This is a genomic window from Clavibacter sp. B3I6, assembly GCF_030816895.1.
Taxonomy (GTDB): domain Bacteria; phylum Actinomycetota; class Actinomycetes; order Actinomycetales; family Microbacteriaceae; genus Clavibacter.
On record NZ_JAUSYL010000001.1, the window covers coordinates 1632872 to 1651252 of the forward strand.

Here is an 18381-nt window from a genome sequence, read left to right on the forward strand (position 1 = left end):
TCGCGGGTGGCCCGGCGCGTGCCGCGACGGATCGCGTCGGGCGGGGCGGCGGGGACCAGCGGTCCGAGCGGACCGCCCTGGGCCGAACCCGCCGTCCGACAGGGCCATTCCGCGGGGCGCGCTTCTCCCAGGCGCTCGTCAGGCAGCGGACAGCCCGGGCGCGCCGTCGACGACGGCACGCGGCCGGTCAGGAGGAGGCGTGCGCCGCGGTCCGGCGGGCGAGCACGACGTCGTCGGCGGCCAGGTCGTGCCAGCCGCGGAGCAGGTGCCGGGAGTCCCAGCCGACGGACGCGTACGGCAGCCAGACCGTGAACAGCCAGCCGAGGGCGAACCCGTTCTGCACGACGCCGCGGAGGAGCGCGCGGCCGAACCCGAGCATCCCCGGCTCGGAGAAGCGCTGGACGCGGATCCCGACCATCGCCTTCCCCGGCGTCGAGCCCTTCCACCCGAGCCACCACGTGGCGATGAGGAGGTAGGAGACCAGGCTGATCAGCACGGCCAGGCCCGCGGCGCCGAAGTAGGAGTCCATCACGTCCTCCGCGGCCTCGCCGAAGAGCTGGAGGTCGGCGATCCGCTGCCGCGCCATGCCCTGCAGGGGGACGATGGCGGCCCACGCGGAGAGCCCGCCGACGAGGCCGAACACGACCTGGTCGAGGATCCGCCCGGCGGCACGGCGTCCCACCCCGGCGAGGCGCCAGGCGGGGTCGATGTGCGGCGGGAGCGGACGCTGCGCGTGCGGCAGGAGCGCCATGCCGTAGCCGGGCGGGACGGCGCCGGGGTACGAGGCGGCGGCGTATGGGCCGGCGGGGTACGGGCCGGCGGGGTACGGACTGCCTGCGTACGCGGGCGGTGCGCCGTCCGCCTGCCCCGCGTCCTGCCGTCCGTCGTCGTGCGTGCCGCTCATCGCGTCTCCCCCGGTCCCCGCGCCCCACGCGCGGGACCAGGGTATCCAGCAGGTGGGGGAACCCGCGGCCGGACGCGAGGAGGGCCCGGCACCCTCTCGGATGCCGGGCCCTCCCGGTGGTGCGGTGACGCGGTGTCAGCCCTCGATCTCCCCGCGGGAGACGGCCTCGGCGTACTTGCGGAGGTCCGGCCCGGGCTCGAAGTCGATGAACCGGCCCTTGAGCTGCTCGAAGAGGCTCTGGTACACGGTCTCCCAGTCCTCGCCCTTCAGCTCCTCGGCCGCCTTGTGCACGGCCTCCTGGAGTACGCGGTCGCTGTCCGTGAGGATCTTGTCGCGCGCCTCCTGGTTCCAGCGGATCTCGTCGGTCTGCATGATCAGGCCTGGACGTCGCCGCGCCAGGCGCCCTCTTCGGTGCCGCGCTTCTCGATGAACTCCTTGAAGTTCTTGAGGTCGCCCTTGATGACGTGGTCGTCGACGCCGATCACGGCGCCGACCTTCTCGACGAGGCCCTTCGCGGCCCAGTCCAGCTGGACGGTGACGCGGGTCTCGGTGTCGCTCAGCTTGTGGAACGTGACGACGCCGGCGTGGTCCTCGTCGCCGCCCGTGGAGTTCCAGGCGACGCGCTCGTCGGGGTGCTGCTCGGTGATGTTGGCCTCGAAGGTGCGCTCGATGCCGCCGATCTTGACCTTCCACTCGGTGAGCGTGTCGGTGACCTGCGTGATCGACTCGACGTAGCTGAGGAAGTTCGGGAACGACTCGAACTGGGTCCACTGGTTGTAGGCGGTGCTGACGGGGACGTTGACGTCGACGGTCTCGATTACCTGGGGCATTGCTTCTCCTCGTTCGGACTCGGTGCGTGGGGTCTCAGGTCGTCGTGCGACCCGCGAGCCCGGGCTCCGATGTGGACATCGGGGCGGGCACGCATCCGACGCTACGCCCGGGCCCGCCCTCGGTTCCCGCACCCGAGGAATGCACAGGGAACGTTCAACCGCCTGTCACCCCTCGGCGAGGCGCGCGGGTCCGAGGAGCCGCTGGACGAACGCCCGGGCCCACATGGCGTAGACCCGGGAGGCCTGCGCGGCATCGGGATCGCCGATGTCGATGACGGCCTCGCTCGGGAACGGGACGCAGTCGGCGTCCGCGCGGGAGGCGACGATCTCCTCGGTGACGCGGTTGAGCAGGCGCGCGTGCCGGGCGGCGACGGGACGCCAGGGCGCGGGGATCCCGACGCTCTCCTTGAGCGGCGGCACGTCGGGGATGAGCACCCGCGCGCCCTCGGGCAGACCCGCGACGAGGTCGTCGATGGCGGCGCACAGGAGCCTCCGCCAGGTGCGCTGCGGCGTGAGCCGGATGCTGTCGCCCACGCCCACCATGAGGAGCACCACGTCGACGCCCGCGAGGAGCGTCCGGTCGCGGACGGTGCCCGCGGCCGTGTGGATCGTGAGGTCGGCGAAGGGCCGCGTCGCCCATTCGACGCCCCGGCCCGTGCGCCGCGCGAGCTGGCGGGAGAAGTGCCCGGCCATGCCGAGCTCGTGCGAGAGCACCCCGAAGCCGACGGCCGTGGCCTCGCCGATGACGAGCACGCGCTGGGGCGACTCGCCCGGCACCGTGCCGGATCCGGCGTCCCGCGGGACGACCGTGCTCTCGAGCCCGACGCGGAGGGCCACGTACTGCACGAAGATGGCGGGCCGCGCGATGGCCTGCGCCACGCGCCTCAGTCGTCCCGTCATGCGCCGCACCCCCCGGTCATGGACGCGCTCAGCGTACCCGGCCGGTCAGACGCCGCGGGCGCGGAGGAACGGGATGGGCGAGGTGGCGACGCCGCCCTGCCGGATCTCGAAGTGCAGGTGGCAGCCGGTGCTGTACCCCGCGCTGCCGACGGCGCCGATCTGCTGGCCCGCCTGCACGGTCTGGCCCGTGCGGACCATGACGCCGTACGAGTACATGTGGCCGTAGACGCTCGTCACGCCGCCCCCGTGGTTGAGGGTGATGGCGTTGCCGAAGCCGCTGGATCCGCCCGCGAACTGCACCGTGCCGGCGGCCGTGGCGTAGATGGGCGTGCCGCAGCCCGCGCCGAAGTCGTCGCCCGCGTGCAGGCGCCAGACCTTCGCGATGGGGTGGAGGCGCATGCCGTAGGACTGATAGGAGCCGTAGCTGCGGATCGGCATGGTCCAGCCGGACGACGAGGGCTGGCCGCCCGAGGCGGGGGGCCGAGGCGCGTTGGCCGGGGGGCGGGCGGCGGCGTTGGCCGCGGCGGCCGCAGCGGCGGCGGCCGCGCGGGCGTCGGCCTGGCGTCGTGCCTCGGCGGCGGCCTCCTCCTGGCGCTTCCGCTCACCGATGGCGAAGCCCTCCTCGACGGAGATGCGCGAGTCGCGGAGCGTCGTGAGCTGCGCCTGGAGCTCGGAGCTGCGGGCCTCCTGCTCGGCGAGCGCCTGATCCGCCCGGGCCTGGGCCGCGGAGGCCTCCTGCAGCTTGGCCTCGGCGTCGGCGGCGAGCACGGCGAGCGCGTCCTTGGCGACGGACGCCTGCCTGCCGAGCGACTCGGCCGTGCGGGCGGACGTGACGGCGCTGGTGAAGGCGGTGTCCTGGCGGTCGGCGAGCTTGGTCGCCGTGCCCATGCGGGCGAGGAGCGCGTCCGCGTCCTCGCCGCCGCTCGTGAAGAGGCGGAGGGAGACGTCGCCGCCGCCCCCGCTGCGGGCGAGCTGGGCCACGAGCTGGCCGACCTGGCGCTTCGCCGCGTCGGCCTCGGCCTGGGCCTTCTCGGCCTTGGACTGGAGGGCCTCGAGCTCGCCCGTGGCCTGGTCGAGCGCGTCGACGGCGGCGGCGTGCTCGTCGGCGCGCTGGAGGGCGAGCGCCGTGGCGGCCTCGACCTCGGCGGACAGGCCGTCGATGAGGGAGGTGATGCGCGTCACCTGGTCGGCGGTGGCCTGCTCGCTCGAGCGCGCGGCCTGGACCTCGGACCAGGTCGGGTACTCCTCCGCCGCCTGCGCGGAGGGGACGCCGAGGCCGAGCAGGAGGCCGGATGCGGCGAGCGCGGCGGCCAGTCGCCGGCGCGGTGCGGAGCCGATCCGCGGGTGCCCGGGGGCACGGCGGAGGGAGCGGGCGATGCGGGAGATGGCGGGCCTCGTCGACGTCGGTGGAGCGCGGTCCCTCCGACGGTAGCCGAAATGTGCAGGAACACCACCATCCCCATTCGTTTCTGCACATGAGGAAATACGCGGCGGCGGCGCGGGGGGACGCGGCTCGGACCCTAGGATCGGGCGGCAGGACGACCGGCGTCCGGTCGGGAGCGCGCATGACGGGGATCGAGGCGCGCGGGGGACGGGCGCAGGCGCGCGGGGCCGGGATCGTCACCGCGGTCGTCGGCTTCGCCGGCACCTCCGCGGTCGTGCTGACCGGGCTCACCGCGGTCGGGGCGTCCCCGTCGCAGGCCGCGTCGGGCCTGCTCGCGCTCTGCATCACCCAGGGGCTCGGCACGGTCCTCCTCGCGCACCGCTTCCGCCGGCCCATCACGCTCTCCTGGTCGACGCCCGGGGCGGCGCTCCTCATCGGGTCCGGCGCCGTCGAGGGCGGCTGGGCCGCGGCGGTGGGCGCCTTCGTCGTCTGCGGGATCCTCGTGCTGGCGACCGCCCTCTGGCCGCTGCTCGGGCGGCTCGTGCGGCTGATCCCCGCGAGCGTGGCCGCCGCGATGCTCGCGGGCGTGCTCCTCCCCCTCTGCGTCGCGACCGTGACCGCGGCGGTCCGGACGCCGCTCGTCGTGCTGCCGGTGATCCTCGCCTGGCTCGCCGCCGCCCGCTGGGCCCCGCGCTGGGCCGCCCCGACCGCGCTCGCCGCCGCGCTCGCGGTCGTCGGCGTCGCGCTCGCCGTCGCGGGGCCCGCGCCCGGGTCGTCGCTCGACCTCGCGCACCTGCTCCCCCGCATCGAGCCGACCGCCCCCGTCTTCACGCTCGCGGCGGCCGTGGCGCTCGGGATCCCCCTCTTCATCGTGACCATGGCGTCGCAGAACCTGCCAGGCGTCGCGGTGCTCGGGTCCTTCGGGTACGAGACGCCGTGGCGGGCCGCGATGGCGACGACCGCCGCGGCGACGCTCGTGAGCGCGCCGTTCGGCGGCCACGCGGTGAACCTCGCGGCCCTGTCGGCCGCGCTCTCGGCGTCGCCCTCCGCGCACCCGGATCCCGCCGAGCGGTGGCGCGCGGCGAGCACGGCCGGGTGGACGAACCTGGTGCTCGGCCTCGCGTCCGCCGCCCTCGCGGCCGTGATCGTGGCGGGCCCCGCGGGCGTCGTCGCCGCGGCGGCGGGGCTCGCGCTCGCGCCGTCGCTCGCGGGGAGCCTCGCCTCGGCCGTCCGGGACCCGGGCGCGCACCTGCCGGCGGTCGCGACGTTCGTGGTCGCCGCGTCGGGGATCACGGTCGGCGGGCTGGGCGCGGCCTTCTGCGCTCTCGTGGCCGGCGTCCTCGTGCACCTCGCGCTCCGGACGCGCGCGACCCCCCGTGACAGACTCGATCGACACGAGGAGCCCGACGCCGCATGAGCCACGACACCACCCCCGCATCGCCCGGAGCGGACGACGCCGCGCCCCGCGACACCGAGCTGCAGAGCACGACCTGGACCCTGGTCCTCGCGCTGAGCGCCGAGCAGGTCTCGGGCGACGGCACGCGGTCCGCCCGCCTGGCCGAGGCGCAGGGCGCGTTCGAGCGCCTGCTGCCCGCCGACCACGTCGTCGTCCGCTGGACCCGCGAGGTCGGCCGAATGATGACCGAGGAGGCGCGGCTCTGGACCCGGTGGGAGCTGTTCACGCCCACGGTCGCGACGCCGCTGAAGCTGTGGTCGGAGGGCTACGTCGACGAGGCGTGGTTCGCGGAGCGGCTGGAGGACGACCCGTTCGTCCCCGTCGTCATGAAGGCCCCCGAGGGCCAGGCAGGAGCGGGCGCATGAAGGTCCTCGTCACCGGATCCCGCGGCAAGGTGGGCCGCGCCGCCGTGGAGGCGCTCGTCGCCGCCGGGCACGACGTCACGGGCGTCGACCTCGTGCGCCCCGTCTTCGACGCCGGCGTCGTGGTCCCGGGCCGCTACGTCATGGCCGACCTCACCGACCAGGGCGCCGCGTTCGCGGTCGTCGCCGGCATGGACGCGGTCGTCCACGTCGCCGCGATCCCGCAGCCGACCGGCAACCCCGCGCACGTCGTGCTGCAGACCAACCTCATGTCGACGTTCCACCTCATCGAGGCCGCCGTGCGCTTCGGCGTGCCGCGCTTCGTCAACATCTCGAGCGAGAGCATCGTCGGCAACTTCTTCCCCGAGCGGCCGTTCCTCCCGGACTACGCGCCCGTCGACGAGGAGCACCCGCTGCACCCGCAGGATCCGTACGCGCTCTCCAAGGCGTTCGGCGAGCAGCTGATGGACGCGGCCGTGCGCCGGTCCGACATCCGCGTGATCTCGCTCCGCCCGAGCACCGTGCACAACGAGGACAACTACGCGTCCAACCTCGGCAAGCAGGTGCGCGACGCCTCCGTGCTCACGGCGAACCTCTGGAGCTACATCGACGCGGACGACCTGGCTGACGCCATCGTGCTGTCGGTCACCTCCGACCTGCCCGGCCACGAGGTGTTCTACATCGCCGCCGCCGACAACGCGGGCGGGCACGACTTCGCCGCCGAGCTGCACCGGCACTACGGCGACGCCATCGAGCTGCGGGCCCTCGAGCGGGTGGACTCCTCGGGCATCTCGACCGCGAAGGCCCGCCGGCTCCTCGGCTGGGAGCCGAAGCGCTCCTGGCGCGACCACCTCGACGCCGACGGGAACGCGCTGCCCCGCTAGGCGGATCCGGCCGCGGGCGCCGGTCCGGTCGACGCGCGGGCCACGAGCGACGTCGGCACCACCGTGGTGCCGGCGTCGCCGCCGTCGAGCCGCTCGATGAGCCGGCGGGCGGCCGCGGCGCCGAGCGCGGTGCGGTCGACGGCGATCGTCGTGAGCGCCGGCGCGAGGAAGCGGCTCGTGCCGAGGTCGTCGTGGCCGACGACGCTCACGTCGACGCCCATCCGGAGTCCCGTCGCGGCGGCGGCCGAGTAGACGGCGGTCGCGAGGTAGTCGCTGCTCGTCACGACGGCCGTGGGACGCGTGGCCCGGGGCTCCGCGAGCGCGCGCGTGAGCGCCTCGACGGCGGCGTCGTGCTGCATGGCGGTCTCGATGACGCGCGGGGCGATGCTGCGCTCGGCGCAGATCCGGTGGAAGGCCGCCACCCGCTCGTCGTCGGCGCTGCGGTCGCGGGGCGCGGCGACGATCGCGATGCGCCGGTGGCCGAGGTCCGCGAGGTGCCCCATCGCCTGCGCGACCGCCGCCTCGCCGTCGACGTGCACGCGGCTCGCGTCGATGCCGGGGGCGTGACGGGCGCCGTTGATGAGCACGACCGGCTTCCCGGTGGATCCGTCCCAGTCGGCCGCCGCGCTCCCCCCGCCGATGGGCGCGAGCGCGAGCCCGTCCACGCCGCGGGCCGCCAGGGTCGCGACGAGCTCGGCCTCGCGCGCGGGCGAGTAGTCGGCGGACCCGATGACGACGCCGAGCCCGGCCGCCGCGCACGTGGCGTCGAACCCGTCGATGACGTCGAGGAAGAAGGGGTTCCGCATGTTGCGGATCAGGAGGCCGACCGTGCCCGAGCGCCCGGTGCGCAGCGCGACCGCGGACGTGGACGGCACGTAGCCGAGGCGCGCAGCGGCCTCCTTGACGCGCGCCCGCACGACCTCGCCGACGCCCGAGCGGCCGTTGAGCGCGAAGCTCGCGGCGGTGGCGGAGACCCCGGCCTCGCGGGCCACGTCCGTGAGGGAGACCCGGCGGCGCGGGGCGGGGTCGCGGGTCATCCGTCATTCCTAGCGGCTCGGGGCGGGCGGGTCGGCGGGGGCCCGGCGTGCGATCGTGTCGACCGCGGCTGTTCAGACGGCGTTCACGGAGCGGACCGGAGCGGTCCGCTCCCTACTTTAACGTTTTAGTCATCCCCGACGAAAGGCCCCTCCCGTCATGTCCCCGTTCCGCATCCGCGTGGCCGCCACGGCCGTCGCCGCCGTCGCCGCGCTGGCCCTCGCCGGCTGCACCTCCGCCAGCACCGGCACGTCGTCCCCCGCCGCATCCGGTGCCGCCGACACCTCGGCCGGCACGCTCATCACCTACAACTCCCCCTCCTCCTTCGCGAACTTCGGCGCGCTGCTGACGCAGTTCGGCTCCGAGCAGTCCGTCGCCGCCCCCAGCGACACCAAGAACTCCGGCCAGGCGCTCGCCGCGCTCGTGGCCGAGCAGGCCGCGCCCCAGGCCGACGCCGTCTACCTCGGCATCGCGTTCGGCCCGAAGGCCGTCGAGGCCGGCGTGACCGAGCCCTACGAGCCCGCCGGCTTCGACGCCATCCCGGACGGCCTCAAGGACCCCGAGGGCCGCTGGTTCGCCGTGCACACGGGCGCCATCGCCTTCATCTGCAACACCGAGGCGCTCGGCGACCTGGCCTGCCCGACCAGCTGGGCGGATCTGCTGAAGCCCGAGTACCAGGGGATGACCGGGTACCTCGACCCGTCGCAGGCCGCCGTCGGCTACTCCGTCGCGGCCGCCGTCAACCTGGCGATGGGCGGGTCGATCGACGACTTCGGCCCCGGCATCGACTACCTCACGAAGCTCAAGGCGAACGGCGCGGTCACGCCCGCGCAGACCGCCACGGCCAAGGTCGTGCAGGGCGAGATCCCGATCCTCATCGACGCCGACTTCAACGGCTACGCGGCGAAGTACAACGACGGCGCCCCGCTCGAGGTCGTGATCCCCGCCGAGGGCTCCATCCAGGTGCCCTACATCGCCGCGCTCGTGAAGGGCGCGCCGCACCCGGAGCTCGCGAAGGAGTGGCTCGACTACCTGCTCTCCGAGCAGGGCCAGTCGACGCTCGCGGGCGGCTACGTGCGGCCGATCTCGGGCGAGGTGCCCGCGGAGATCGCCGACAAGGTCGAGAGCGCGGACGACTTCGCCCGTGCCGAGGTCGTGGACTACGCGGCGCTCGCCGACGCGCAGGCCGCCTTCGTCACGCGCTACCAGGCCGAGGTCCGCTAGACCGTGCCCTCCCGACCCCTCCGGGTCGGGTGGGGCGGCCTCCTCGCCGCCCTCCCCGCCCTCGCGCTCCTCGTCTGGTTCCTGCTGCGGCCCCTCGCGGGTCTCGTGATCGACTCGCTGCACCGCACGGTCCTCGGGGTGCGCGAGGGCGGCCTCACGCTCGACAACTACGCCGCCATCGCGCTCGACGACCGGCTCCGCGCCTCCCTCGTCACCACGGTGCTGCTGTCCGCGGGCGTCACGCTCGTGACCCTCGTGATCTGCACGCCCGCCGCCATCACGCTCGCCCGCTCCGGCCCGCGCACCTCCGCGCTGGTGGACGCGGTGCTCGTGTTCCCGCTCGCGTTCCCCGGCATCGTCATCGGCTTCTTCGTCATCGTGCTGCTCGGCCGCAACGGCCTCCTGTCGCAGGCGGTCGAGGCGGCGACGGGCGAGCCCGGCGGGCGCTGGGCGTACACGGCCGGCGGCCTCGCCGCGGCCTACGTCTACTTCTGCATCCCGCGCGTGATCGGCACCCTGCGCGGCGCCGCGTCCGGGCTCGATCCCGAGCTGACCGCGGTCGCCGCGTCGCTCGGCGCACGGCCGTCGCGCGTGGCGTGGACGGTCACCCTGCCGCTGCTGCGCGGGCCGCTGCTCGCCGCCGCGGGCGTCTGCATGGCGACCTCCCTGGGCGCGTACGGCACCGCCGCGACGCTGTCCGAGGGGATCCGCGTCCTGCCGCTCGACGTGGCCGACGCCCTCTACAACCAGGGCGACCAGGGCCTCGCCGCCGCGCTCTCGGTGGTGCTCGCGCTGCTGGCCGTGCTGTCTCTCGTGCTGTGCGCGGCCGGCGCGCGGATCGTCGACGGGCGGGGCGGGCGCGGATCCGGTGCCGCGGGATCGGCGCTCGTCGCCTCGGTCGCGCCGGTCGCCGCCGCACCTGCGCCCGTCGCCGCCGGTCGGGGGATCAGGTGAGCCGCCGCCCCGGCCACCGCGACGTGGTCGGCCCCGCCGCCCTGGCGCTGTGCGTCGCGTTCGTGCTCATCCCCATCCTCGGCACCGTCGTCGTCTCGGTCTCACCCGACGCCTCCCGCGGCCCGCTCGCGGGCGGGATCACGGCGGACTGGTACGCGATGGCATGGGAGCTGCTCCGGCCGCGCGTCGGCCCGACCCTCGCCGTGACCGCCGTCGTGCTCGTGCTGTCGCTCGTCGTGGTGCTCCCGCTCTGCCACGCGCTCGCCCGCCGGCTGGTGCCGGGCGGGGCGGCCGTGCGGCAGATCACGATGCTCCCGCTCGCGGTGCCGGGCGTCGCGCTCGGCCTCGCGCTCGCGGCGTCGGATCCCGCGCTCCGCTCGAGCGGCGCCCTCCTCGTCGTGGGGCAGCTGCTCATCGCGCTGCCGTTCCTCGTCGCGGGGCTCGTGCCGTCGCTCGCGTCGGCCGACCTCGTGGAGGCCGAGCGCGTCGCCGCGACCCTGGGCGCGGGACCCGTGCGGCGCTTCGCCACCGTCACGCTGCCGGCGATCCGCCTGCCGCTCGCGGCCGCGCTCCTCATGGCGGCCGCCCTCTCCATCGGCGAGTTCAATCTCAGCTTCTTCGTGGTGCCGCCCGCGAACCAGACCGCGCCGTTCGCGCTCTACTCGGCGTTCACCACCCAGCGGCTCGAGCTCGGCGCCGCCGGATCCCTGCTCTTCGGCGTGGCCCTCGTGCCCGCCGCCGTCGCCGCCGCCCTGCTGGCGCGCAACGCCCTCTCCCGGAAGGAGAACGCATGACCGTCATCGACGCCCCGGCCGTCCCCGCGACCGCCGCGGCCGCGCCCGTCCCCGCCCTGCGGCTGGAGGGGATCGGCCACCGCTACGGATCCACGCAGGCCGTCGCCGACGTGACCCTCGAGGTCGCGCCGGGCCGCGTGCTCGCGCTCGTCGGCCCGAGCGGCTGCGGCAAGTCCACGCTGCTGCGCCTCGTCGCGGGCCTCCTCACGCCGTCGAGCGGATCCCTGCACCTCGACGGCGAGGACGCCACCCGCCTCCGCGCCGAGCGCCGCCGCATCGGCTACGTGCCGCAGTCGTACGCGCTCTTCCCGCACCTCAGCGTCCGCGACAACGTCGCCTACGGCCTCCGCGCGCAGCGGGTGCCGCGCGCCGAGCGGGACGAGCGGGTGGACCAGGCCGCTCGAGCTCACGCGCATGACCGCCTACGCCGACCGCTCCCCCGCCCAGCTCTCCGGCGGCCAGCGCCAGCGCGTCGCCCTCGCCCGGGCCCTCGCGATCCGGCCCCGCGTGCTGCTCCTCGACGAGCCGCTCTCCGCGCTCGACCCGCAGCTGCGCGACGGCATGCGGCGCGACCTCCGGCGCCTGCTCGCCGAGGCCGACTGCTGCACGATCATCGTCACGCACGACCAGGCCGAGGCGCTCGCCCTGGCGGACGAGGTCGCGGTGATGCGGGCCGGCCGGCTCGTGCAGCGCGACACGGTCGAGGGCGTGTGGAGCCGTCCCGCGGATCCGTTCGTCGCCGAGTTCGTCGCGGGCGCGGCCGCGCTTCCCGCGCGCGTGGCCGACGGCGAGCTCGTGGTCGGCGACGGGTGGAGGATGCCCGTCGCGGCGTTCGCGCCCGCGGACGGGAGCGCGCGCGTCGACGGCCCGTGCTTCGCCGTGGTGCGCCCGGTCGGCGGCGCGAGCCTGCACGCGGGCCCGGTCGCCGGATCCCGACCCGCCGTGGTCGTGGACGTCGAGCCGCGCGGATCCAGCTGGTCGCTCCGGCTGCGGCTCGTCGGGGACGGGACGGACAGGATCGACGGCACCGAGCTCACCGTCTCGAGCGCCGTCGCGCACCTGCCCGGGCACGCCGTGCACCTGCGGCTCGACGCGCCGGGGACGACCGTGCACGCGCTGGCCGCGGACGCGGATCCGGCCGGCCCCGCCCCGGTCCCCAGCCCCGCATCGGATGCCGCGCCGGGCGCCCGCACCCGCACGAGAGGACGACGCGCATGACCTGGACCCTGGACATCCTCGGCGTCGCGGCCACCGCGCCCGTCGCCGGATCCGCCGCGAGCGGCTACCTGCTGCGCGGCCCGCGCGGATCGGTGCTGGTCGACTGCGGCCCCGGCATCGTGCGCGAACTGGCGGAGCGCGGCGCGCTCGACGACCTGGTGGCGGTGGTCGTCACGCACCGGCACGCCGACCACGCGCTCGACCTCGGCGCGCTCGCCTTCCGCCTGCAGTTCCCGCGGCCGCGGGACGCCCGGCTGCCGCTCCACCTGCCCGCCGAGAGCCTCGACTACGTGGACGCCTTCGACGCGCTGATCGGGATCCCGACCGTCCCCACGCTGCAGGCGCCGCTCGCGCAGGCCTTCGACGTCCGCGGGCTCGACCTCGCGGCGCCCACGCCGTTCGAGGTCGCGCCGGGCCTGCTCCTCACCGCCTTCGCGGCGCACCACGCGGTGCCGAGCGCGTCGCTGCGCTTCGAGGACGCGGAGACCGGCGCGACGGTCGCCTTCTCGAGCGACACCTCCGACTGCCCGGGCCTCCGCGCCGCCGCGCACGAGGCGGACCTGTTCGTCTGCGAGGCGACCTACCTGGCGGCCACGCCGCAGGAGCTCGAGGGGCACGGGCACCTCACCGGGTCCGGCGCGGGCGGCGTCGCGGCGGGGGCGCGGGTGGGCACGCTGCTCGTCAGCCACATCGCGGATCCGGCCGAGGCCCCGGCGATCCTGGCCGACGCGGCGCGGGCCGCGGGGCCGGACGTCGCGACCCTGCTCGCGCGGCCGGGCGCGCGCTTCCCGCTCGACCGGCGGACCCGGGCTGCGGAGCGCGCCCCCGCCCGCTGAGGGCGGGGGCACGAGCGGGCGGCGGCAGCGCCGCGCTCCCTCGCGCCGAGTCCACGCCGCCGTCCGGGGGACGGCGGCGCGGGCCCGGCCGGTCGCCGCCCCCGCGCCTCGGTACGCTCGCGAGGTGACGCGCCCCGGGGATCCCATCGACCCGGCGGCCGCGCACCCGGGATCCGCCCCCGGCACCACCCCGGCCGGCGTGGAGTCGGCGGTCGCCGACGTCGCGCGCACGGGAGCGGAGGGCGCCACGGGCGCCGACGGTCCCGGGCCGAGCGCCCGCACCACCGCCGCGGGCGCCGCGATCCAGGTCGGCACCATCGTCAGCGTGAGCCTCGGGTCCTCGCTCGCCGGGCTCGTGATCCCCGTCGTCGGCGCCGTGCTCGTGGTCGCCGCGCGCCAGGTGATGATGGCCGCGCTGGTGCTGCCGGTGGCGCGGCCGCGGATCCGCCGCATGACCCGCGCCCAGCTCGTGCCCGCCGTGCTGCTCGGGCTCTCGCTCTCCCTGATGAACCTCTCCTACTACGCGGCCGTCGACCGGCTCGGCCTCGGCATCGCGGCGACCATCGAGTTCCTCGGCCCGCTGTCCATCGCCCTCATCGCCTCCCGCCGCCTGCTCGACGCGGCGTGCGCCCTCGTCGCGGCCGCGGGCGTCGTCGTGCTGACCGGGCTCGAGGGCCGCATCGACCCGTTCGGCCTCGTGTGCGGCGCGACCGCGGCGGTCACCTGGGCCGCGTACATCGTCTTCACGCGACGGGTTGCGGAGCGGCTGCCGGGCCTCGAGGGGATCTCGGTGGCGAGCCTCGTGAGCGTCGTCGTGCTCGCGCCCTGGGCGCTCCTCACGCTCGACGTCGCCGCGCTGGACTGGCGCGTGGTCGGCCTGCTGGCCGCCATCGGCGTGCTGTCCTCGGCCGTGCCGTACTCGCTCGACACCGTGATCCTCCGCCGGATCACGCCGCGCCTCTTCGCCGTGCTCACGAGCCTCAGCCCGGTGGTCGCGGCGGTCCTCGGCGTGATCGTGCTGCGCGAGACCCTCTCACCCGTGCAGCTCGGCGCGATCGTCGTGGTCTGCGTCGCGGCCGGCGTCGCCATCGCGACGCGCGCGCCGTCGCGCCCGGCCGCCGCCTGACGACCGGGCGCGACGCGGCCGAGCGCGACCGGCGTCAGCGCGCCCCGAGCTCCGTCAGCACCTCGGCGAGCTGGCCCACGGCCCAGACGAGGTCCTCCTCCTCCACGACGATGGGCGGCGCGAGCCGGATCGTCGAGCCGTGCGTGTCCTTCGCGAGGACGCCGCGCTCGGCGAGCCGCTCGCACACCGCGCGTCCCGTGGCGAGCGCGGGGTCGATGTCGATGCCGGCCCAGAGGCCGCGTCCGCGCACCTCGAGCACGCCGTGGCCGACCAGCTCGCCGAGGCGCGCGTGCAGCACGGCGCCGAGTCGGCGGGCCCGCTCCTGCGGCTCGCCCGTCGCGAGCATGTCGACGACCGCGTGGCTCACAGCCGCGGCCAGCGGGTTGCCGCCGAACGTGGATCCGTGCTGCCCCGGCCGGATGACGCCCAGCACGTCCGCGTCGCCGACGACCGCGGAGACGGGCACGATGCCGCCGCCGAGCGCCTTGCCGAGGAGGTACAGGTCGGGCACGACGCCGGCGTTGTCGCACTCGAAGGTCGCGCCGGTGCGGCCGAGGCCCGACTGGATCTCGTCGGCGATCATGAGCACCCGCTCGCGCGTGCAGATCCGCCGCACGTCCGGCAGGAACGACGCGGGTGGCACGACGATGCCGGCCTCGCCCTGAATCGGCTCGACGAGCACGGCGACCGTGTCCTCGTCGATGGCGGCCTCGAGCGCCGCCGCGTCGCCGTAGGGCACGGTGACGAAGCCGGGCGTGAACGGCCCGAAGTCGGCGCGCGCCTCCTCGTCGTCGCTGAAGCTGACGATGGTGGTGGTGCGGCCGTGGAAGTTGCCGGCCATCACGATGATCTTGGCGCGGCCCGCGGCCACGCCCTTCACGCGGTAGCCCCAGGCGCGCGCCACCTTGATCCCCGACTCCACGGCCTCGGCACCCGTGTTCATGGGCAGGACCATGTCCTTGCCGGCGAGCGCGGCGAGCGCCGTGACGAACGGCCCCAGCTTGTCGTTGTGGAACGCGCGGCTCGTGAGCGTGATCCGCCCGAGCTGCTCGGTCGCGACCCGCACGAGCTCCGGGTGGGAGTGGCCGAAGTTCACGGCCGAGTAGGCGGCGAGGCAGTCGAGCAGGCGCCGGCCGTCGAGGTCGGTGACCCATGCGCCCTCGCCGGACGCGACCACGACGGGCAGCGGGTGGTAGTTGTGCGCGGCGTGCGCCTCCTCCGCGTGGATCGCGAGGGCGCCGGCCTCGGAGCCGGCGGGGCGGTCGAGGGTGTCGGTCATGTCCCCGCCCCCTACTTCCGGAGCTCGAGCGTGCAGCACTTCACGCCGCCGCCGCCGAGCAGCAGCTCGGACAGGTCGACGCCGATGGGCTCGTAGCCGCGCTCCCGCAGCGACGCCTCGAAGCCGACCGCCTTCTCGGCGATGACGACGTGCAGTCCGTCGCTGTAGGAGTTGAGGCCGAGGATCGACGCGTCCTCGGCGCTCACCTCGATCGCGTCGGGGTAGCGGCGCTCGATCTCCTCCAGGCTCGCCGCGTCGAAGGCGCTCGGAAGGTAGGCGATGTTGGTGTCGTCGAGCACCGCGATGGCGGTGTCGAGGTGGTAGAACGACGGGTCCACGAGGCGCAGGGTCACGACCTCGCGGTCGAAGATCCGGGCGACCTCGGCGTGGCTCGTGCTGTCGCTGCGGAAGCCGGTGCCCGCGAGGATCGTGTCGCCGACGAGGAGGATGTCGCCCTCGCCCTCGTTGACCTCGACGGGCACGCGCACGTCGAAGCCGGCCTCGCGGAACCAGTCCATGTACGCGGGGCCCTCGGGCTGGCGCTCCGGGTGCTGGAAGGAGGCGCCGTACGCGATGCCGTCGAGCGTGAAGCCGCCGTTGGCCGCGTAGACCATGTCGGGCAGGCCCGCGATCCCGTCGATGAGGTCGACCTGGAAGCCGAGGCCCACGTAGGTGTCGTGGAGGGTCTGCCACTGGCGCACCGCGAGCGAGGTGTCGGTCGGCACGGCGGGGTCCATCCAGGGGTTGATCCGGTACACCACGTCGAAGTGCTCGGGCCGGCACATGAGCACGCGCTTCGCGACGGCGGTGCGGCCGGATCCGGTCTCGGACGGTCGGGAGAGGGTGGAGGGCATGGTGCTCCTGCTTCGTGCGGCGCGCCTCGCGGCGCGGTCGTGGAGGCGGACGATGTCCCAGAGCCCCGAGGGGACGCCTTCCGGACAGCCTGGCATGCGGATCGCGCCGGTTCGCGATGCCGGCACGCGGATTCCGCGCGTGAGGGCCCGGTCGCGCGCACGATCCCGCCGTAGGCTCGGGACATGGACAACCTGGACCACCGGATCATCGACCTCCTCCGCCAGAACGGCCGCGCCGGCTACGGCGACATCGGCGGCACGGTCGGGCTCTCGGCCAGCGCGGTGAAGCGGCGGGTCGACCGGCTGGTGGCCGACGGCGTGATCCGCGGCTTCACGATCCAGGTCGACCCCGCGGTCGACGGCCTCAGCACCGAGGCCTACGTGGAGCTGTTCTGCCGCGGCACGGTCGCGCCCGACGAGCTGCGCCGGATCCTGCAGGGCGTGCCCGAGGTCGTCGACGCGGGCACCGTCACGGGCGACGCCGACGCCATCGTCCGCATCCGCTCCCGCGACATCCCGAGCCTCGAGGACGCCCTCGAGAAGGTCCGCCAGGCTCCGAACGTCGACCACACCCGCAGCGCCATCGTGCTCAGCCGTCTGGTGAACCGGACGCTGGAGTAGCGCTACCCGACCCGCACCCCGTGGAGCGCCGCCGCGGAGCGCGGTGCGACGGTGGGATGCAGGGAGGCATCCGCCTCGTCCTCCTGGATGGCGGCGAGCTCGTCGACCACCGCGGGATCCGGCCGGAACGGAGCCAGGAGCTCGACCAGGCACGCGAGCGGGGTGGAGCCCGCGTAGACGGTCCGGTAGGAGCCGTCCGGCGAGTCCCACCGACCGCGGAAGCGCCCGCGTTCCGCGTAGCGCCAGTCCGTCCACACCCACGGGTCAGGAGCGCGGCCGACGCGCCAGACCTCACCGGGAGACGTGCGCAGCGCGTAGCGGGGCCGCTCCACCGGACGCGTCTCAGGCGTCCGCGACGAAGGACCGCGCCGCCGCGAGGATCCGCGCACCCGCCTCGTCGAGGTCCGGCGAGTCCCGGATGAGCCGCGCGGGCGACGCGTCGTCGAGCTGCGGGTTGAGCCCCGTGAACCAGGCCTGGACCACCCGGGGGTGCTCCCGCTCCGCGAGGATCCCGGCCGCGTGGAAGGCCAGGCGCAGCCGCGTCATCGTCGCGGTCGAGGGGACCCGCTCCCCATCCGCCCACTGCCGGACGGCGCGCGTCTCCCGGACGGAGCCCAGGTAGGCGACGAGCTTGGCGCCGAGCACCTCGCGGAGGCCGCCGACCAGGTCGGCGTCCGGTGCGCGCGTGGCCGTCTCGTAGGCGCCCAGCCCGGGCGTGGTGATCGACATGCCGCCAGCCTACTCGTTCGACGTGCGGATCACATGCGCCGTGACAGGGTGATCACACCCGGGATCACACGGGCGCTCAGGCGAAGAGCGCTACCAGGATCACGACGAAGATGACCACGAAGAGCGCAGGGATCGCGTAGCGGACGAGGTTCGTGAGCCCCTCGGAGGCGATGACGGCACGGGCCGCGTGCGAGGTGGCGCCGCGGTCGCGGAGGTCGCGCGCGACGGCGATGGCCTGCGAGTTGATGGAGAACTGCACGGCGGCACCGAGCACGCCCGTGGCGAGCAGGATGAGCGCGGCCGCGAGGCGCGTGCCGAGGTCCGCGTCGGCGAGGCCCGTCCGCAGCAGGACCACGGTGGAGGTGAGCAGGAAGACCGGGGCGAGCTGGCTGATGATCATCTGCTTGCGGGCACGCGACCACATGGTGATCAGCTCGAGCTCGGACATGCGGGGCCTCCTGTCGGCGGCCGGGCGGGCCGCTCCCCCATCCTCCCCCGCGGACGCGGTCCGCGGGGCGCCGTGCGGCGCATGTCGCGGCGTCCGGCGGCCGACGGATCGCTAACCTCGGCGCATGGATCCCGCGCCCGGCTACCGCATCGACCCGGGCTCCGCGACCCCGCCCTTCGAGCAGCTCCGCGCCGAGGTCGCGCGCCGGGCCGCGGACGGCGACCTGCCGGTCGGGGCGCGGCTGCCGACCGTGCGGGCGCTCGCGGAGCAGACGGGCGTCGCCGTGAACACGGTGGCGCGGGCGTACCGGGAGCTCGAGGCGGACAGGGTCATCGAGACGCGCGGGCGCGCCGGCTCGTTCGTCGCCGCGCAGGACGAGGTGCCCGCGGCCCTGCGCGACGCGGCCGTCGCGTACGCGCGGCTCGCCCGGCGCCTCGGCGCGGCCGACGAGGACGCGCGCCGCGTGGTCGACCAGGCGCTCGCCGCCGGCTGATCCCGGTCCGCGCCGGCACGCGGCGCCGCCGGGTCGCCGGGATTCCACCT

General features: G+C 75.4%; 22 protein-coding genes and 1 pseudogene. 12 read left to right on the top strand and 11 right to left on the bottom strand.

Translation table 11 applies throughout. The features are described from left to right. Nucleotides 1–187: 187 nt before the first annotated feature. The 5 genes from QFZ62_RS07665 to QFZ62_RS07685 form a co-directional block, all read right to left on the bottom strand. Complete coding sequence (locus tag QFZ62_RS07665; RefSeq protein ID WP_307503806.1) at nucleotides 188–904, bottom strand: RDD family protein; 717 nt, start codon at nucleotides 902–904, stop codon at nucleotides 188–190. Between the two features lie 135 nt (nucleotides 905–1039). Then, nucleotides 1040–1276: a hypothetical protein gene (locus tag QFZ62_RS07670; RefSeq protein ID WP_307503808.1), complete on the bottom strand. Its 237-nt coding sequence runs from the start codon at nucleotides 1274–1276 to the stop codon at nucleotides 1040–1042. 2 nt (nucleotides 1277–1278) lie between these two features. Then, complete coding sequence (locus tag QFZ62_RS07675) at nucleotides 1279–1734, bottom strand: SRPBCC family protein (RefSeq protein WP_307503811.1); 456 nt, start codon at nucleotides 1732–1734, stop codon at nucleotides 1279–1281. A 165-nt stretch (nucleotides 1735–1899) separates the two neighbouring features. Then, on the bottom strand, nucleotides 1900–2634 hold the full coding sequence (locus QFZ62_RS07680) for an SGNH/GDSL hydrolase family protein (RefSeq protein ID WP_307503813.1): 735 nt from the start codon (nucleotides 2632–2634) through the stop codon (nucleotides 1900–1902). Between the two features lie 45 nt (nucleotides 2635–2679). Next, nucleotides 2680–3816: a M23 family metallopeptidase gene (locus QFZ62_RS07685; protein WP_307503815.1), complete on the bottom strand. Its 1137-nt coding sequence runs from the start codon at nucleotides 3814–3816 to the stop codon at nucleotides 2680–2682. Between the two features lie 383 nt (nucleotides 3817–4199). Here QFZ62_RS07685 and QFZ62_RS07690 point away from each other — a divergent pair, with 383 nt between their 5' ends. From QFZ62_RS07690 to QFZ62_RS07700, 3 genes are read left to right on the top strand one after another with little or no spacing between them, the layout of a single operon-like run. Continuing rightward, the gene (locus tag QFZ62_RS07690; RefSeq protein ID WP_307503818.1) at nucleotides 4200–5435 is read left to right on the top strand and encodes a benzoate/H(+) symporter BenE family transporter; all 1236 of its coding nucleotides are present in this window, start codon (nucleotides 4200–4202) and stop codon (nucleotides 5433–5435) included. Next, a complete protein-coding gene (locus QFZ62_RS07695; RefSeq protein WP_307503820.1) occupies nucleotides 5432–5839 on the top strand; it encodes a hypothetical protein in 408 nt (135 codons plus the stop codon). Before QFZ62_RS07690 ends, QFZ62_RS07695 begins: the two co-directional genes overlap by 4 nt. Beyond that, nucleotides 5836–6720, top strand: coding sequence for an NAD(P)-dependent oxidoreductase (locus tag QFZ62_RS07700; protein ID WP_307503823.1), 885 nt, complete (start codon nucleotides 5836–5838; stop codon nucleotides 6718–6720). Before QFZ62_RS07695 ends, QFZ62_RS07700 begins: the two co-directional genes overlap by 4 nt. Here QFZ62_RS07700 and QFZ62_RS07705 read toward each other — a convergent pair. Continuing rightward, nucleotides 6717–7757, bottom strand: coding sequence for a LacI family DNA-binding transcriptional regulator (locus QFZ62_RS07705; protein WP_307503826.1), 1041 nt, complete (start codon nucleotides 7755–7757; stop codon nucleotides 6717–6719). The two genes, QFZ62_RS07700 and QFZ62_RS07705, sit on opposite strands and share 4 nt — an antisense overlap. Nucleotides 7758–7914: 157 nt before the next feature. Here QFZ62_RS07705 and QFZ62_RS07710 point away from each other — a divergent pair, with 157 nt between their 5' ends. From QFZ62_RS07710 to QFZ62_RS07740, 7 genes and pseudogenes are all read left to right on the top strand, one after another. Continuing rightward, nucleotides 7915–8979, top strand: a complete 1065-nt coding sequence (locus QFZ62_RS07710; RefSeq protein ID WP_307503830.1) for an extracellular solute-binding protein — start codon at nucleotides 7915–7917, stop codon at nucleotides 8977–8979. A 3-nt stretch (nucleotides 8980–8982) separates the two neighbouring features. Then, entirely contained in the window at nucleotides 8983–9933 is a 951-nt protein-coding gene (locus QFZ62_RS07715; RefSeq protein ID WP_307503831.1) for an ABC transporter permease, read from the top strand. Continuing rightward, nucleotides 9930–10727: an ABC transporter permease gene (locus tag QFZ62_RS07720; RefSeq protein ID WP_307503834.1), complete on the top strand. Its 798-nt coding sequence runs from the start codon at nucleotides 9930–9932 to the stop codon at nucleotides 10725–10727. Before QFZ62_RS07715 ends, QFZ62_RS07720 begins: the two co-directional genes overlap by 4 nt. Continuing rightward, a pseudogene (locus QFZ62_RS07725) lies at nucleotides 10724–11074 on the top strand (ATP-binding cassette domain-containing protein); the annotation flags it as partial. The gene QFZ62_RS07720 and the pseudogene QFZ62_RS07725, both read left to right, overlap by 4 nt. Nucleotides 11075–11141: 67 nt before the next feature. Further along, complete coding sequence (locus QFZ62_RS07730) at nucleotides 11142–11945, top strand: ABC transporter ATP-binding protein (RefSeq protein WP_307503837.1); 804 nt, start codon at nucleotides 11142–11144, stop codon at nucleotides 11943–11945. Beyond that, a complete protein-coding gene (locus QFZ62_RS07735; RefSeq protein WP_307507720.1) occupies nucleotides 11942–12781 on the top strand; it encodes an MBL fold metallo-hydrolase in 840 nt (279 codons plus the stop codon). Before QFZ62_RS07730 ends, QFZ62_RS07735 begins: the two co-directional genes overlap by 4 nt. Nucleotides 12782–12905: 124 nt before the next feature. Beyond that, entirely contained in the window at nucleotides 12906–13907 is a 1002-nt protein-coding gene (locus tag QFZ62_RS07740) for a DMT family transporter (RefSeq protein WP_307503839.1), read from the top strand. Between the two features lie 34 nt (nucleotides 13908–13941). On the opposite strand, the gene rocD is transcribed toward QFZ62_RS07740, so the two are convergent. Continuing rightward, nucleotides 13942–15186, bottom strand: a complete 1245-nt coding sequence (rocD, locus tag QFZ62_RS07745) for an ornithine--oxo-acid transaminase (protein WP_307503842.1) — start codon at nucleotides 15184–15186, stop codon at nucleotides 13942–13944. A gap of 11 nt (nucleotides 15187–15197) precedes the next feature. Further along, complete coding sequence (gene ddaH, locus QFZ62_RS07750; protein WP_307503846.1) at nucleotides 15198–16040, bottom strand: dimethylargininase; 843 nt, start codon at nucleotides 16038–16040, stop codon at nucleotides 15198–15200. Nucleotides 16041–16223: 183 nt separating this feature from the next. Here ddaH and QFZ62_RS07755 point away from each other — a divergent pair, with 183 nt between their 5' ends. Further along, nucleotides 16224–16661: an Lrp/AsnC family transcriptional regulator gene (locus QFZ62_RS07755; RefSeq protein WP_307503848.1), complete on the top strand. Its 438-nt coding sequence runs from the start codon at nucleotides 16224–16226 to the stop codon at nucleotides 16659–16661. Between the two features lie 2 nt (nucleotides 16662–16663). Here QFZ62_RS07755 and QFZ62_RS07760 read toward each other — a convergent pair whose 3' ends face one another. The 3 genes from QFZ62_RS07760 to QFZ62_RS07770 all read right to left on the bottom strand — a co-directional run bounded on the left by QFZ62_RS07760 (nucleotide 16664) and on the right by QFZ62_RS07770 (nucleotide 17838). Then, complete coding sequence (locus tag QFZ62_RS07760; RefSeq protein WP_307503851.1) at nucleotides 16664–16993, bottom strand: RES domain-containing protein; 330 nt, start codon at nucleotides 16991–16993, stop codon at nucleotides 16664–16666. Nucleotides 16994–17003: 10 nt separating this feature from the next. Continuing rightward, nucleotides 17004–17390 (bottom strand): hypothetical protein, encoded by a 387-nt coding sequence (locus QFZ62_RS07765; protein WP_307503854.1) that lies wholly within the window; start codon nucleotides 17388–17390, stop codon nucleotides 17004–17006. A 76-nt stretch (nucleotides 17391–17466) separates the two neighbouring features. Beyond that, nucleotides 17467–17838 (bottom strand): hypothetical protein, encoded by a 372-nt coding sequence (locus QFZ62_RS07770; RefSeq protein WP_307503857.1) that lies wholly within the window; start codon nucleotides 17836–17838, stop codon nucleotides 17467–17469. 124 nt (nucleotides 17839–17962) lie between these two features. On the opposite strand from QFZ62_RS07770, the gene QFZ62_RS07775 reads away from it, so the two are divergent. Then, nucleotides 17963–18331, top strand: a complete 369-nt coding sequence (locus QFZ62_RS07775; RefSeq protein ID WP_307503862.1) for a GntR family transcriptional regulator — start codon at nucleotides 17963–17965, stop codon at nucleotides 18329–18331. Nucleotides 18332–18381 lie beyond the last annotated feature (50 nt).

What these genes read in the sequence shown, in the direction of transcription:
- QFZ62_RS07665 (WP_307503806.1), bottom strand. Translation starts at nt 904, where the DNA reads ATGAGCGGCACGCACGACGACGGACGGCAGGACGCGGGGCAGGCGGAC.
- QFZ62_RS07670 (WP_307503808.1), bottom strand. Translation starts at nt 1,276, where the DNA reads ATGCAGACCGACGAGATCCGCTGGAACCAGGAGGCGCGCGACAAGATC.
- QFZ62_RS07675 (WP_307503811.1), bottom strand. Translation starts at nt 1,734, where the DNA reads ATGCCCCAGGTAATCGAGACCGTCGACGTCAACGTCCCCGTCAGCACC.
- QFZ62_RS07680 (WP_307503813.1), bottom strand. Translation starts at nt 2,634, where the DNA reads ATGACGGGACGACTGAGGCGCGTGGCGCAGGCCATCGCGCGGCCCGCC.
- QFZ62_RS07690 (WP_307503818.1), top strand. Translation starts at nt 4,200, where the DNA reads ATGACGGGGATCGAGGCGCGCGGGGGACGGGCGCAGGCGCGCGGGGCC.
- QFZ62_RS07695 (WP_307503820.1), top strand. Translation starts at nt 5,432, where the DNA reads ATGAGCCACGACACCACCCCCGCATCGCCCGGAGCGGACGACGCCGCG.
- QFZ62_RS07700 (WP_307503823.1), top strand. Translation starts at nt 5,836, where the DNA reads ATGAAGGTCCTCGTCACCGGATCCCGCGGCAAGGTGGGCCGCGCCGCC.
- QFZ62_RS07705 (WP_307503826.1), bottom strand. Translation starts at nt 7,757, where the DNA reads ATGACCCGCGACCCCGCCCCGCGCCGCCGGGTCTCCCTCACGGACGTG.
- QFZ62_RS07710 (WP_307503830.1), top strand. Translation starts at nt 7,915, where the DNA reads ATGTCCCCGTTCCGCATCCGCGTGGCCGCCACGGCCGTCGCCGCCGTC.
- QFZ62_RS07730 (WP_307503837.1), top strand. Translation starts at nt 11,142, where the DNA reads ATGACCGCCTACGCCGACCGCTCCCCCGCCCAGCTCTCCGGCGGCCAG.
- QFZ62_RS07735 (WP_307507720.1), top strand. Translation starts at nt 11,942, where the DNA reads ATGACCTGGACCCTGGACATCCTCGGCGTCGCGGCCACCGCGCCCGTC.
- rocD (WP_307503842.1), bottom strand. Translation starts at nt 15,186, where the DNA reads ATGACCGACACCCTCGACCGCCCCGCCGGCTCCGAGGCCGGCGCCCTC.
- ddaH (WP_307503846.1), bottom strand. Translation starts at nt 16,040, where the DNA reads ATGCCCTCCACCCTCTCCCGACCGTCCGAGACCGGATCCGGCCGCACC.
- QFZ62_RS07755 (WP_307503848.1), top strand. Translation starts at nt 16,224, where the DNA reads ATGGACAACCTGGACCACCGGATCATCGACCTCCTCCGCCAGAACGGC.
- QFZ62_RS07765 (WP_307503854.1), bottom strand. Translation starts at nt 17,390, where the DNA reads ATGTCGATCACCACGCCCGGGCTGGGCGCCTACGAGACGGCCACGCGC.
- QFZ62_RS07770 (WP_307503857.1), bottom strand. Translation starts at nt 17,838, where the DNA reads ATGTCCGAGCTCGAGCTGATCACCATGTGGTCGCGTGCCCGCAAGCAG.
- QFZ62_RS07775 (WP_307503862.1), top strand. Translation starts at nt 17,963, where the DNA reads ATGGATCCCGCGCCCGGCTACCGCATCGACCCGGGCTCCGCGACCCCG.